At 62.0% G+C, this 11,733-nt stretch carries 16 protein-coding genes; 9 read left to right on the forward strand and 7 right to left on the reverse strand.

The window, feature by feature from the left end; genetic code table 11:
* On the reverse strand, nt 1-231 hold a 231-nt coding region (locus tag ACE04F_RS09150; RefSeq protein WP_486106048.1), incomplete at its 3' end, for a solute carrier family 23 protein.
* Nucleotides 232-233: 2 nt separating this feature from the next.
* On the reverse strand, nt 234-872 hold the full coding sequence (gene upp / locus ACE04F_RS09155; protein WP_305498871.1) for a uracil phosphoribosyltransferase: 639 nt from the start codon (nt 870-872) through the stop codon (nt 234-236).
* Between the two features lie 163 nt (nt 873-1,035).
* Between upp and ACE04F_RS09160 the strand changes: the two genes are divergently transcribed.
* The gene (locus ACE04F_RS09160; RefSeq protein WP_486106051.1) at nt 1,036-1,593 is read left to right on the forward strand and encodes a hypoxanthine-guanine phosphoribosyltransferase; all 558 of its coding nucleotides are present in this window, start codon (nt 1,036-1,038) and stop codon (nt 1,591-1,593) included.
* Between the two features lie 4 nt (nt 1,594-1,597).
* Nucleotides 1,598-2,071 carry a WbuC family cupin fold metalloprotein gene (locus tag ACE04F_RS09165; protein ID WP_486106053.1) on the forward strand — a complete coding sequence of 158 codons (474 nt, stop codon included), beginning with the start codon at nt 1,598-1,600 and terminating at the stop codon, nt 2,069-2,071.
* A gap of 121 nt (nt 2,072-2,192) precedes the next feature.
* On the opposite strand, the gene dauA is transcribed toward ACE04F_RS09165, so the two are convergent.
* Nucleotides 2,193-3,932, reverse strand: coding sequence for a C4-dicarboxylic acid transporter DauA (gene dauA, locus ACE04F_RS09170; RefSeq protein WP_486106055.1), 1,740 nt, complete (start codon nt 3,930-3,932; stop codon nt 2,193-2,195).
* A gap of 296 nt (nt 3,933-4,228) precedes the next feature.
* Between dauA and ACE04F_RS09175 the strand changes: the two genes are divergently transcribed.
* Both ACE04F_RS09175 and ACE04F_RS09180 read left to right on the forward strand, forming a co-directional pair.
* Complete coding sequence (locus tag ACE04F_RS09175) at nt 4,229-4,714, forward strand: hypothetical protein (protein WP_486106057.1); 486 nt, start codon at nt 4,229-4,231, stop codon at nt 4,712-4,714.
* A gap of 60 nt (nt 4,715-4,774) precedes the next feature.
* The gene (locus tag ACE04F_RS09180; RefSeq protein ID WP_486106059.1) at nt 4,775-5,062 is read left to right on the forward strand and encodes a PA4642 family protein; all 288 of its coding nucleotides are present in this window, start codon (nt 4,775-4,777) and stop codon (nt 5,060-5,062) included.
* 107 nt (nt 5,063-5,169) lie between these two features.
* Here the strand turns inward: ACE04F_RS09180 and mqo are convergent, their stop codons facing one another.
* Together mqo and ACE04F_RS09190 are read right to left on the reverse strand one after the other, a co-directional pair.
* Nucleotides 5,170-6,678: a malate dehydrogenase (quinone) gene (mqo, locus tag ACE04F_RS09185; RefSeq protein WP_486106061.1), complete on the reverse strand. Its 1,509-nt coding sequence runs from the start codon at nt 6,676-6,678 to the stop codon at nt 5,170-5,172.
* 733 nt (nt 6,679-7,411) lie between these two features.
* Entirely contained in the window at nt 7,412-7,645 is a 234-nt protein-coding gene (locus ACE04F_RS09190) for a hypothetical protein (RefSeq protein WP_305498881.1), read from the reverse strand.
* Between the two features lie 206 nt (nt 7,646-7,851).
* Between ACE04F_RS09190 and ACE04F_RS09195 the strand changes: the two genes are divergently transcribed.
* On the forward strand, nt 7,852-8,436 hold the full coding sequence (locus ACE04F_RS09195) for a YajG family lipoprotein (protein ID WP_305498883.1): 585 nt from the start codon (nt 7,852-7,854) through the stop codon (nt 8,434-8,436).
* Between the two features lie 54 nt (nt 8,437-8,490).
* Here ACE04F_RS09195 and ACE04F_RS09200 read toward each other — a convergent pair whose 3' ends face one another.
* Nucleotides 8,491-8,697 (reverse strand): hypothetical protein, encoded by a 207-nt coding sequence (locus ACE04F_RS09200; protein ID WP_486106064.1) that lies wholly within the window; start codon nt 8,695-8,697, stop codon nt 8,491-8,493.
* A gap of 216 nt (nt 8,698-8,913) precedes the next feature.
* Between ACE04F_RS09200 and ACE04F_RS09205 the strand changes: the two genes are divergently transcribed.
* Nucleotides 8,914-9,195 (forward strand): hypothetical protein, encoded by a 282-nt coding sequence (locus ACE04F_RS09205; RefSeq protein ID WP_486106066.1) that lies wholly within the window; start codon nt 8,914-8,916, stop codon nt 9,193-9,195.
* Nucleotides 9,196-9,233: 38 nt separating this feature from the next.
* On the opposite strand, the gene ACE04F_RS09210 is transcribed toward ACE04F_RS09205, so the two are convergent.
* Nucleotides 9,234-10,400, reverse strand: coding sequence for a 1-acyl-sn-glycerol-3-phosphate acyltransferase (locus tag ACE04F_RS09210; RefSeq protein WP_486106068.1), 1,167 nt, complete (start codon nt 10,398-10,400; stop codon nt 9,234-9,236).
* Between the two features lie 140 nt (nt 10,401-10,540).
* Here ACE04F_RS09210 and ACE04F_RS09215 point away from each other — a divergent pair, with 140 nt between their 5' ends.
* From ACE04F_RS09215 to ACE04F_RS09225, 3 genes are read left to right on the forward strand one after another with little or no spacing between them, the layout of a single operon-like run.
* Entirely contained in the window at nt 10,541-10,723 is a 183-nt protein-coding gene (locus ACE04F_RS09215; RefSeq protein ID WP_486106070.1) for a CPXCG motif-containing cysteine-rich protein, read from the forward strand.
* Between the two features lie 10 nt (nt 10,724-10,733).
* Nucleotides 10,734-10,994, forward strand: a complete 261-nt coding sequence (locus ACE04F_RS09220; RefSeq protein ID WP_305498888.1) for a putative signal transducing protein — start codon at nt 10,734-10,736, stop codon at nt 10,992-10,994.
* Nucleotides 10,995-11,030: 36 nt separating this feature from the next.
* Nucleotides 11,031-11,654, forward strand: coding sequence for an SOS response-associated peptidase (locus ACE04F_RS09225; RefSeq protein ID WP_305498889.1), 624 nt, complete (start codon nt 11,031-11,033; stop codon nt 11,652-11,654).
* The last annotated feature ends 79 nt before the right edge of the window (nt 11,655-11,733 follow it).

Below are 11,733 nucleotides of genomic sequence, written 5' to 3' on the forward strand. Positions count from 1 at the left end.
GGCGAGAATGATCGGCGTGATGAAGGCAAAACTCGACGCCAGGAATACCGGCACCTGACGCCCGGTAACGATCTGGAACAGGAGCGTCCCCAGGCCCGCCGTAAACAGCGCCACGTTCGGGTCCAGGCCGGTGATCAGCGGCATCAGCACCAGCGCGCCGAAGGCGACGAACAGCATCTGTGCGCCAGACAACACCTGACGCCAGAGCGGATCGTTGAATTCATCCTGCATGCTCAGGCGTCCTTCTGCTTGGTGCCGAAGATCTTGTCGCCGGCATCGCCCAGGCCCGGGATGATGTAGCCGTGTTCGTTGAGTTTCTGGTCAATGGAGGCGGTATAGATGGTCACGTCGGGGTGGGCATCTTCCACCGCCTTGATGCCTTCGGGCGCGGCGACCAGGACCATGGCGCGGATGTCCCGGCAACCGGCTTTTTTCAGCAGGTCGATGGTGGCAACCATGGAGCTGCCGGTCGCGAGCATCGGGTCGATGATCATCGCCAGGCGCTCGTCGATTTCCGGCACCAGTTTTTCCAGGTAGGTATGGGCCTGCAGCGTCTCCTCGTTGCGGGCCACGCCGACGGCGCTGACTTTGGCCCCCGGAATCAGGCTCAGGACGCCTTCGAGCATGCCGATACCGGCGCGCAGGATCGGCACCACGGTGATCTTCTTGCCGGCGATCTTTTCCACCTGCACCGTGCCCGCCCAACCGGCAATCTCGTAGGATTCCAGCGGCAGGTCCTTGGTGGCTTCGTAGGTGAGCAGGGCACCGACTTCCTGGGCGAGCTCGCGGAAGTTCTTCGTGCTGATGTCGGCGCGGCGCATCAGGCCGAGTTTATGTCTGATCAGCGGGTGGCGGATCTCGAGGATGGGCATGGGGAAGGCTCCGGCGGCGGGCAAAAAAACCGGCCTAGATTAATCTATCCGAGGGTGTTGTCCTATAGACAATACAGAACGTTAGTCCACAAACGCTTGATCTGGCCGGGCGGGATGCGTACCTTTGCCCGCTTTTCCGCAAACGCCACCCTTGGAGAGCGCCATGTCCGCTGATCTCGAGCATATCCGTCAAGTCATGCGAGAGGCTGACTGCCTGTACACCGAAGCTGAAGTCGAAGCGGCCATTGCCCGTGTCGGTGCGCAAATCAACGATCAGTTGGCTGACCGCAACCCGGTGGTGTTCTGCGTGATGAACGGCGGGCTGATTTTCTCCGGCAAGCTGCTGACCTGCCTGAACTTCCCTTTGGAAGCTTCCTACCTGCACGCCACCCGTTATCGCAACGAAACCAGCGGCGGCGACCTGTTCTGGAAAGCCAAGCCGGAAGTCTCGTTCATCGACCGCGACGTGCTGATCATTGACGATATTCTCGATGAAGGTCACACCCTGGGCGCGATCATCGACTTCTGCAAACACGCTGGCGCGCGTGCCGTACATACCGCCGTGCTGATCGACAAGGACCACGACCGCAAGGCCCGTTCCGACCTGAAAGCCGATTTCGTCGGGCTGCCGTGCATCGATCGCTACATCTTTGGCTATGGCATGGACTACAAAGGCTACTGGCGTAACGCCAACGGTATTTTTGCCGTCAAGGGAATGTAACCGGATGGACCGGCCGACGTTTCTGGACCAGACCCTGTTCGATGAACTGGCCGGGAAAGCCGCGGCCAATCCCCGTGGACGGCAACACCACAATCTTCATCAGATGGACGAGCCGTGCCATCGCATGGCGGTGGGCTTGCAGCCTTCGACCTACATTCCGCCGCACCGCCATTTGAGCGCCGACAAGGCGGAAACCTTGCTGGTGCTCAAGGGCAGGCTCGGTGTGTTGATCTTCGACGACACCGGAGCGGTGATCGACAAGCGAGTCCTCCAGGCTGGCGGTGATTGCCTCGGCATCGACCTGCCGGCCGGGGTGTATCACGGTCTGGTGGTGCTTGAGGCCGACAGCCTGATGTTCGAGTGCAAGGCCGGCCCGTACCGGCCGGTGGGCGACGGCGAGCTGGCTCACTGGGCGCCCCGCGAGGGCGAGCCCGGCGTGGCGCAATACCAGGCCTGGATGCGCGCTCAGTTCGATTGATCGGCATCCCCTGTGGCAGGGACGCTTTTGTGGCGAGGGAGCTTGCTCCCGCTCGGTTGCGCAGCAACCGCAAGATGGCCTGCTGCGCAGTCCAGCGGGAGTAAGCTCCCTCGTCACACAATCAAACCAGTCTTGGGTGCGCTGCGCTCGCGGCCAGCCAGCGCTCACTTTTGCTCCGCGCCTGTTCCAGCGTCTGCACATACGCCAACTGCCGCTGCTCGCGGTGGACCCCGGCGCGGCGCAGTTTCAGGCGTACCCTCGGTGCGGTCGCGACCAGGATCAGCCCGATGCCCTGCTTTCGATAATCCCTGAGGATATTTTCCAGCGCGGCCAGCGCAGTCATGTCGAGCATCGGCACGGCGCTCATGTCCACGACCACCACCCGGACGCCTGGGTCGAACCGGCGCAGCACATCCAGGGCCTTCTCCGCCGCGCCGAAGAACAGCGGCCCGCGAATGGCGTAGCAGCGAACATGCTCGGGCATGTCCAGCAAGGCCTGGTGGGCATCGCGTGGCAGCTCGGCGCTGTCAGTCAGTTCGCTCATGCGCTTGATGAACAGCCCGGCGGCCAGCAACAGGCCGACGGCGACGGCCAGGACCATGTCGAACAGCACCGTCAGGCCCAGGCAGGTCAGTAGCACCAGCACGTCGCTGCGCGGGGCGATGCGCAGGGTATGCAGCACATGCCCGGCCTCGCTCATGTTCCAGGCGACCATCACCAGCAACGCCGCCAGTGCCGCCATCGGCAAGTAACTGAACAACGGTGCGAGCGATACAATCGCCACCAGCACCACCAGGCTGTGGATGATCGCCGCCATTGGTGATGACGCGCCGCTGCGCACGTTGGTCGCGCTACGGGCAATCGCGGCAGTGGCAGTGATGCCGCCGAACAACGGCGCCACGAGATTGCCCAGGCCCTGGCCGATCAATTCGGCGTTGGGATCGTGCTTGCTCCCGGTCATGCCATCCGCCACCACCGCGCAGAGCAATGACTCGATGGCGCCGAGCATGGCGATGGCGAAGGCCGGACCCAGCAATTGGCGGAACAGGTCATAGGAAAGTACCAACGCAGCGCCCTGGCCATTCGGCAGGTTCCAGGGCCAGTCGAAGCGCGGCAGGAAAGGCGGGATGCCGGGATAGACGATGCCATCGACAACATAACTGAAGCGTTCGCCCAGCGTCGCGACCGGCAGTCCGGCGCGCTCGATGGCCAGCCCCAGCAACGCGCCGATCAGCAGCGCGACCAGATGACCCGGGACGCGTGGCACCCAGCGCGGCCAGGTTATCAATACGGCCAGGCATGCCGCGCCGATAATGGCGTCGCCAAGCCGTGCGCTGGGTAGCGCCACGATCAATTCGCCGAGCTGTTCGATGTAGTGCCTGGCCTGGCCCGCAGTGCTCAGGCCCAACAGGTCCTTCAATTGCAGGGTCGCGATCACCACGCCGATCCCGGCGGTGAAACCGAGGAGCACCGGATAAGGGATGAACTGGATCAAGCGCCCGGCGCGCATCAGCCCCAGCGCAATCAGGATCAGGCCGGCAAGCATCGTGCACAGCAGCAGGCCGCCCAGGCCGTGTTGCTGGGTGATGGGCAGCAGGATGACGACGAATGCGGCCGTCGGCCCGCTCACGTTGAAGCGCGAGCCGCCGGTCAGGGCAATCAAGGGGGCGGCCACCAGCACCGTGTAAAGACCATGTTGTGGCGGCACGCCAACGGCGATTGCCAGGGCCATGGCCAGGGGGATGGCGATGATGCCGACCGTAAGCCCGGCCACCAGGTCGCCGCGCAGGCGCTCAAGGGTGTAACCGGCACGCCAGGCTTGGCGCCAGGCGGCGAACAGCGGTGGGGCGGAGAAGGCCATGATGCTCCTCGTATAGACTCGACAGTAAACCCGTGGCGAGGGAGCTTGCTCCCGCTGGGCTGCGCAGCAGACCCAAGATGGGCCATTGAAATCTTTCAGACGGAACGCGGTAGCCGATTTACGACGGCTGCGCCGCCGAGCGCGAGCAACCTCCCTCGCCACAAAAGGCATACGCCAGCGGGCCGACACCGATGGCCTCACCGAGTATGCCGCGCCGCAAGCCCCGCTGTATTGACCCGGGTCGCATATTTTTTCAAGGAATGCTAGCGTGCCCAGCCATGTCCCCGGAGCCTGTCATGCGTGTATCGATCCGCCGCTGCGCCACGTTGCTGTTGATAACCAGCCTGCCCTTGGCGGCCGTGGCCGCGCCGATGCACAGCCAGTTCCTGCCCCCCGATGACCTGGTGGCGCGTCAGGAGCAGCCGGAGCAGCAACAGTTGCTGCAAGTCACCGAGTATTCGGTGGTGCTGGGCAACCAGCGCCCATCCAACCAGCAGCCGATCCCGGTCACTTCGCCGCTGATGGTGCGGCTCAAGGGCAAGCCCTTGAACAAGGGCGCCACCATCAGCCAGGTGATCCTCAATTTTGATGGCGAAAGCAAAAGCCTGAAGAAGCCGGTATTCGATGAGGCGAGCAAGACCCTGACGCTGTCTTATCCACAGGCCCAGTACCGGGTGGTGATCGATCTGCTGCGCAACGACACGGTCTACGTGCAGTTCCTCAGCTACGCCAACGGCCATATCTGGGCCGACCTGCACACTGGTGCCGCACGCCCGCGTTGAGCCCCGAGGCCCGCCGGGGGTAAACTGCCCGCCCTTGAACTGTGCGAGCTGGAGCCGGCAATGCGTAAAGACAAGAAACAAGTGATTGGTGACGAGATTGGTGACGAACAGATCAAGCTGTTCCTCAATTTCGAGCCCGTCGATGCCACTTCGCCGTCGCTGCACAAACTGATCAAGGCCTACCGTGGGCTGCGCGTCGACGATTTCGAGCGCTTCCTGACGTTCTTTGTCGAGGCGGGTCATGACCTCAACGGCAAGGACGAGCACGGTAATGATTTCGTGGCGCTGGTTCGCGATCAGCGCAATGCCCAGGAATACATTGAATTGGTCGAGAAGGCGCGTGGCTGATTGATTCAGGCCTGCTGCGCAGGCCAGCGGGAGCAAGCTCCCTCGCCACGAAAAGAAGAAAACGCCCCGCTCTCATGGAGAACGGGGCGTTTTTTTATTCGGACGAATCAAGCGTAGCTTTGGGTTTCGCTGCTTGCTTCAACCAGTTCCAGCGCGATGTTGTTCTGCGCGTTGACCTTGCGATACAGCGCCGCATCGGTTTCCAGGACCTTTTCCCGGGCCGGGAAAATCTCCGCGAGCTTGGCGGCCCACTCCCCCTTGGCTTTTTCCGGGAAGCAGCGCTCGATCAGTTCGAGCATGATCGACACGGTGACCGAAGCGCCCGGAGAAGCGCCGAGCAGGGCGGCGAGGGTGCCGTCCTTGGCCGCCACCAGTTCGGTACCGAACTGCAGAATGCCGCCTTTCTTCGGATCTTTCTTGATGATCTGCACCCGCTGGCCAGCCACTTCCAGGCGCCAGTCCTCGGCTTTCGCCTCGGGGTAGAAGCGCCGCAGCGATTCCAGGCGCTGTTCCATGGACTGCATCACTTCGCTGATCAGGTATTTGGTCAGGTCCATGTTGTCCCGGGCCACGGCCAGCATCGGGCCAATGTTGCCGGCGCGTACCGACAGCGGCAGGTCCATCAGCGAGCCGTGCTTGAGGAACTTGGTGGTGAACCCGGCGTATGGCCCGAACAGCAGGGATTTCTTGCCGTCGACCACGCGAGTATCGAGGTGCGGCACCGACATCGGCGGCGAGCCCACCGCGGCCTGGCTGTAGACCTTGGCCTGGTGATGCCTGACCACTTCCGGGTTGTCGCAACGCAGCCACTGGCCGCTGACCGGGAAACCGCCGAAGCCCTTGCTCTCTTCAATGCCCGAAGCTTGCAGCAGCGGCAACGCGGCGCCGCCGGCACCGAGGAAAACGAACCTGGCGTCGACTTCACGGGTGCTACCGGAATTGACGTCCTTGATGCTCACAGTCCAGCCATCGCCCTTGCGCTTGAGGCCGGTGACGCGCTTGCAATATTTGATCTGGGTGTCCGGCGCGCTGCCCAGGTGCTTGAGCAATTGGTTGGTCAGGGCGCCGAAGTTGACGTCGGTACCGTTCATGACGCGGGTGGCGGCGATGACTTCGTCTGCCGGGCGGCCTGGCATCATCAGCGGCATCCACTCGGCCATCTGGTCGCGGTCTTCGGTGTATTCCATGTCGGCGAAGGCATGGTGCTGGCGCATCAGTTCGAAGCGTTTCTTGAGGAATTCCACGCCTTTCTCGCCTTGCACGAAGCTCAGGTGCGGCACCGGGGCGATGAAGGATTTCGAAGAGCCGAACGTGCCTTTTTTGGTCAGGTACGTCCAGAACTGCTTCGACACCTCGAACTGGGTGTTGATGTGCACGGCTTTCTTGATGTCGACACTGCCATCGGCGGCCTGGGGCGTGTAGTTCAGCTCACACAGCCCGGCGTGGCCGGTACCGGCGTTGTTCCAGGGATTGGAACTCTCCGCGGCACCCGAATCCATCAGCTCGACGACTTCCAGCGAAATCGCCGGGTCGAGCTCCTTGAGCAGTACGGCCAGGGTGGCACTCATGATGCCGGCCCCTACCAGAACTACGTCGACTGCTTCGTTATGCGCCATTTAACGCGTCTCCAAAATCTGCAGCACCAAATTGTCGGCATAGCGGCCAGGAAGCGGGGCAGGTCAGTTGCGCCCCAGGTATCCATGGCCAGGATCGCCATGTCCGAATCTTCGCAATTTTTCGCAACACTGCGGATGCATGCAGCCTGGCCTCAAGAGTCCCATGAACTCATTTAAGCGCCGGGCGGGCAATTCGACTTATGGCCGAGACATCCGTTCGTGCAACCAAATCCGTAGCGGACAGGCTTCAGGCGCCGGTTCTTGAGCGATATCCGGTCCTGTGTCGTTGGGCTGTTCCAGACGCCGATGGTGCTTGTTCAGACGCAAAACTCTTCATTTGCTCGCCACACTCTTGTGAAGTTGTGAAAACCCGTTTTTTCACGCTCTTTTGAAGACGTGAACCTCAAAAAGGGCTGTCCCAGCCTGGCACCGCGCCCGATCTGGATGCCCCCATGTAATACATGACAGGCAAAACGGGCAGACAGCTCAGTGACCGAGCGTAATGACAGCTCTGCAGATTCGCGAAAAGCAGTGATTTGCCAGGGAAACAGCAAGCGCGCCAGCTTCACTCGATCTGTGTGGGCGGCTCTCTGTGGGCGGTGCGGGGTGCCAATACAAGCGCATCAGCGGCGTTGCGGGGCCCGATCAGGAGACGTCCTTATAATCGGGGGGAGATTGTAGCGAAGAAACGCGCGGAAATGGTCGTGTTTTATGACTTTTATTAGCCTTGCGGTCAGACGGCCAACAACTGGCGGCTGCGCGCACGAGCGCGGGGCGCTTGTACCAGGGCGCTGGCGGGCAACGGCTGATGCAGCCAATTGAGACGGATCTCTTCGATTTCGACCCAGCCATCGCCCATGGGCTGCAGGCTGCATTGCTTGAATGCCTGGCAACGACCGCTGCGGTCGAGCAGGGCGAAGCAACGGTGATGCGGGCGCGGGGTAAACAGGGAGATGAGAAAACGCATGGTCGGATACCGTGTCCGGGGAACTTGAGACCAGCCTGACAGCCCGGCATGACACCCCGGTGTAAGGACAATGACAACACGGTGACAGGAACCGGCCACCGCGGTCCCTGTCAGACATTTCAGTATTCATGCGGCGACGCTAGTTCGCCGCGATGGCGCACCGCTATACTGCCGGCCTGTTTGTGCCCGTTTCTGGAGAGAAGAGCATGTTGCAACGCCTGTTGTTCGGTTTGATCGCCGTGACCAGTCTGACCCTTGTCGGCTGTGCCCACAGCCCGCAACAACTTAACCCGGAACCCAAGCTCAACGCCCAGCTGGCGCCAGTGGGTCGCGGCCAGCCGGTGGTGGTACGGGTCGTGGACGGTCGCCCGTCGCCAACCCTCGGCACGCGCGGCGGTCTGTACCCTGAAACCAGCGTGATCACGGTGCAGGGTGCGCAGGTCCTGCCAAAACTGCAGGCCCAGGCTGAAGCGGCCGTGCGTCTGCTCGGCTTCACCCCGACGCAGAACGCAATGAACGCCCCGCAACTGACCGTGACCCTGGCCGAGCTGAAATACCAGTCGCCCAAGGAAGGCATGTACGTGACCGAAGCCACCATCGGCGCGACGTTCCGCTCCGACGTGCAGAACGCCAACCGCCGCTACAGCGGTCGTTACGGTGCTTCGCTGGATCAACGCTTCGGCATGGCGCCCAACCAGGACACCAACACCAAGCTGGTCAGCGATGTGTTGAGCGATGCGCTGACGCGCCTGTTCAAGGACCCGACCATTGGCCAGGTGCTGGCGGAGTAACGTTCCGACACCCATAAAAAAGCCCGCTTTTGCGGGCTTTTTCATGGGTGCGATTCAAGCAGCTTGGGAAAACAGCTCCAGCACACTGATCCCGGTCAGCAGATCTGCCTCCGGAAGGTCGGCATGTTGATGGCCGCCGAGGGCGCAATACACCAGCCAATGCCGATCCTGGACATTGAAGGACAGGCTGCCGACAAGGTTCTGTTGTTCATCGCTCGGGCTGATCAAGTAGAGACGATCCTGGTTTTCGGCGTGCAGCATGACGGATTCCGTACGGGTTTTGGAGGGCGACAGGGTGGCCTATCCATATGACGAAACCGTGACGGGGGAAATTAACCCTCGCCACAAAAGCATTCAGCATTGAGCGGGATCGTTACCGGTCGGAAAAAGCCGCGCAAGGCGACTGGCTTTCGGTAGAATCCGCGCCCTGTTCGTAGGCTCCGGGCGCAAGGCGTCCGTTTTCGCTTGAGGTTTGTGATGTCGTTGCAACTGTTCTCGCTGTTCGCTGCCCACCCCGCCAAACTGATCAACCTGCTCGCGCTGCTGTTTGCCTGTCCGGGTGGCTGGGTGCTGCACGCGACGCGACGCCGCGAACTGCGTGCGCGGGCCTGCCTTGCGGAGCGCAGCAGCGAAGGCAATGAACGATTCGAAGCGCTGCTGGACCTGGCCACCCAACGCATGAACCGGTTCTTCTACCGTTTCGGCTTCGCTTGCCTGGGGTTGGCGTTGCTGATGTCGTGGATCAGCACGCAGGTCTGATCCCTCGCCACAAGGTTCGGTGTCGTCCTTGCGAGACTTTAAAGCGCCAACCCGGCCCTGACCCGATACTGGTTACGCACCGGCGTCGCGTATTGCAGCACCAGGAACGGCCGGTATTCCTCCGGGCAGGCTTCCAGCCGGCGCTGCCATTCTTCTTCAGCCTTGGCCAGTTCTTCGGCACCGAAGACCTCGGCCGCCGTCGGAACCTGCAACTGCGGGTCGGCATCGGCCCATTGCGCGTAGGCCAGGTAATGCACCGGGAACAGGCGATAACCGCCGAGTATCTGCCGGTCCATCTCCACGGCCAGTTGTTTGGTGTCTTCGAACAGTTCGGTGATCGGCGCAGCGAAGTTCACATGGACCCGGCCCTTGTAGCCGGTGATGCCCTTGGCGATGCTGACGTCATCCTCACCCGGCGCCTTGGTGTACGTGCCGGTGGTGGCGCGGATGTACAGCTCGCGGGCCTTGGCCTGGTCGCACGGGTCATATTCGTAGCTGATCGACACCGGCGTCAGGTTCAACGAGCGAATGACCTCGCCGAACGGCTCGTCCTTGCGGCTCATGTGGAACATCTTCAGGATCGCCGACTCGGTCCGGTCATCACCGTCCTTCGCCCGGCCCTCGGCCTGGGCGATCCAGATCGAGGCGCAATCGTTGCGGATCGAGTGGTTGATGTAGGCCGACAGCAACTGGTACGCCGCCATTTTTTCTCGGCGTCCGGTGATGGAGCGGTGCACGATGAAGCTCTTGTTCAGGCGCATCAGATCGCTGACAAACGGCTTCTGCAGCAGGTTGTCGCCGATGGCAATGCGCGGGGTCGGCAGGCCGGCGTGGTACACGGCATAGTTGACGAAGGCCGGGTCCATCACGATGTCGCGATGGTTGGCGATGAACAGGTAGGCATTGCCGGACTTGAATTGTTCGACCCCGGTGTAGGTCACGCCATCGGTGGCACGCTCGATGGTGTGGTCGACGTAGAACTCGACTTTGTCCTGCAACGTGGCAACGGAGGTCACACCGGCGAACTCTCGACGCAACTTCTGCGCTATAAGAGGTTTGAGCATCCAGCCGAAAGCGCCGGCCAGGCGCGGGAAGCGGAAGTGGGTGAGGATATCTAGAAACGCCTTGTCGCTGAGCAGCCGTGCCAGCACCGCTGGGACTTCGCTGTCGTTGTAAGGTCGGATGGCATCGAATTCGCCCATCATGCTCTCTTGTTGGAAACGGCTAGGGTAAGTAAAGGTTCGATCGAAAAACCGACAGGGCACGACCTGGAAGATAGTCCAGGCAAAAAATAGCCCTGCAAATAGACCGGCGATTATACGCACAAGTCACTTGGGAGACCGCGATGCTGGAAGCTGCTCTTTATGAATGTCCGTATTGTGGGGAGGAGGTAGAGACTTCCGTGGATTTGTCCGGCGGCGACCAGACCTACATCGAAGACTGCCAGGTCTGTTGCCGACCGATTACTTTCGTCCTGCAGGTCCACCAAGACGAATGGCACCTTGAGGTCTTCAGCGAAAACGAATGATGGGGCGGCCATGCAGCGAATCTACGAGCTGGAAAACCTGATGGAAGGCGAATTGCTCCAGGGCATGCTCGCCAGCGAAGGCATCACCGCGCACCTGGTGGGCCGCGATCTGGTGGGCGGTGCGGGTGAGCTGCCGATGTACGGCCTGCTGGGGCTGGCGGTGGAGGACGAGCAGGCGCAATACGCCCGGGAACTGATCGCCGCCTACAATGCCGCGATGCCGGTGCCCGGCGATGAGCCTGACAGTTACCCCGGTACCCTGGTCTGTTAGGCTGGCGGCCGTTTGATACAAGAGTCGTGTTGCCCCATGTGTGGACGTTATGCCCTGTTTCGCTGGAACCCTGCTTTCGCGGCCTTGCCCGGCTTCCCCGCCGACCAGAAGGCCCAATGGAATATCTCGCCCAACGATTCGGTGCTGATGCTGCGTGCCGGCGCCGATGGCCAGCGCGAACTGGCCCGGGCGCGTTGGGGCCTGACGCCGCCGTGGCTGACCGATTTGTCTCGGACCCCGGCGCACGCCCGCGCCGAAACCGTGGCCGAGCAACCGATGTTCCGCGAAGCCCTGCGTTTGCGTCGTTGCCTGCTGCCCGCCAATGGTTTTTATGAATGGCGCGGTGGCACGCGCAAGCGCCCGTACTGGCTGACGCCGGGGGAGGGCTCGTCGCTGTTTTTTGCGGCGATCTGGGAAGCGTACCCGGTGCAGGAGCAGGTGTGGCTGAGCACGGCGGTCATCACCCAGCCGGCGGCCGGCCAGCGCCGCCCGTTGATTCTGGATGAAGAGGGCCAGCGCCTGTGGCTCGACCCCGAGACACCCTTGCATGCCTTGCAAGGATTGCTGGCGAGCGAGCCGGGGCAGCTGCGCGAGCGGGTTCTGGCGAACATGGTCAACGACCCGAAACTCAATGGGCCGGAATGCCTGACCCCGGCCTGAATTCTTAGGCCACAGCACTGGCCCCTTCGCGAGCAGGCTCGCTCCCACAAAAAATTTGTGGCTACCCGCTGTCCTCCTG

It is taken from the genome of Pseudomonas sp. AGC41 (assembly GCF_057334555.1).

What these genes read in the sequence shown, in the direction of transcription:
- ACE04F_RS09205 (WP_486106066.1), top strand. Translation starts at nt 8,914, where the DNA reads ATGTCGTTGCAACTGTTCTCGCTGTTCGCTGCCCACCCCGCCAAACTG.
- ACE04F_RS09190 (WP_305498881.1), bottom strand. Translation starts at nt 7,645, where the DNA reads ATGCGTTTTCTCATCTCCCTGTTTACCCCGCGCCCGCATCACCGTTGC.
- ACE04F_RS09220 (WP_305498888.1), top strand. Translation starts at nt 10,734, where the DNA reads ATGCAGCGAATCTACGAGCTGGAAAACCTGATGGAAGGCGAATTGCTC.
- upp (WP_305498871.1), bottom strand. Translation starts at nt 872, where the DNA reads ATGCCCATCCTCGAGATCCGCCACCCGCTGATCAGACATAAACTCGGC.
- ACE04F_RS09160 (WP_486106051.1), top strand. Translation starts at nt 1,036, where the DNA reads ATGTCCGCTGATCTCGAGCATATCCGTCAAGTCATGCGAGAGGCTGAC.
- ACE04F_RS09215 (WP_486106070.1), top strand. Translation starts at nt 10,541, where the DNA reads ATGCTGGAAGCTGCTCTTTATGAATGTCCGTATTGTGGGGAGGAGGTA.
- ACE04F_RS09225 (WP_305498889.1), top strand. Translation starts at nt 11,031, where the DNA reads ATGTGTGGACGTTATGCCCTGTTTCGCTGGAACCCTGCTTTCGCGGCC.
- ACE04F_RS09195 (WP_305498883.1), top strand. Translation starts at nt 7,852, where the DNA reads ATGTTGCAACGCCTGTTGTTCGGTTTGATCGCCGTGACCAGTCTGACC.
- ACE04F_RS09165 (WP_486106053.1), top strand. Translation starts at nt 1,598, where the DNA reads ATGGACCGGCCGACGTTTCTGGACCAGACCCTGTTCGATGAACTGGCC.
- ACE04F_RS09200 (WP_486106064.1), bottom strand. Translation starts at nt 8,697, where the DNA reads ATGCTGCACGCCGAAAACCAGGATCGTCTCTACTTGATCAGCCCGAGC.
- ACE04F_RS09180 (WP_486106059.1), top strand. Translation starts at nt 4,775, where the DNA reads ATGCGTAAAGACAAGAAACAAGTGATTGGTGACGAGATTGGTGACGAA.
- ACE04F_RS09210 (WP_486106068.1), bottom strand. Translation starts at nt 10,400, where the DNA reads ATGATGGGCGAATTCGATGCCATCCGACCTTACAACGACAGCGAAGTC.
- ACE04F_RS09175 (WP_486106057.1), top strand. Translation starts at nt 4,229, where the DNA reads ATGCGTGTATCGATCCGCCGCTGCGCCACGTTGCTGTTGATAACCAGC.
- dauA (WP_486106055.1), bottom strand. Translation starts at nt 3,932, where the DNA reads ATGGCCTTCTCCGCCCCACCGCTGTTCGCCGCCTGGCGCCAAGCCTGG.
- mqo (WP_486106061.1), bottom strand. Translation starts at nt 6,678, where the DNA reads ATGGCGCATAACGAAGCAGTCGACGTAGTTCTGGTAGGGGCCGGCATC.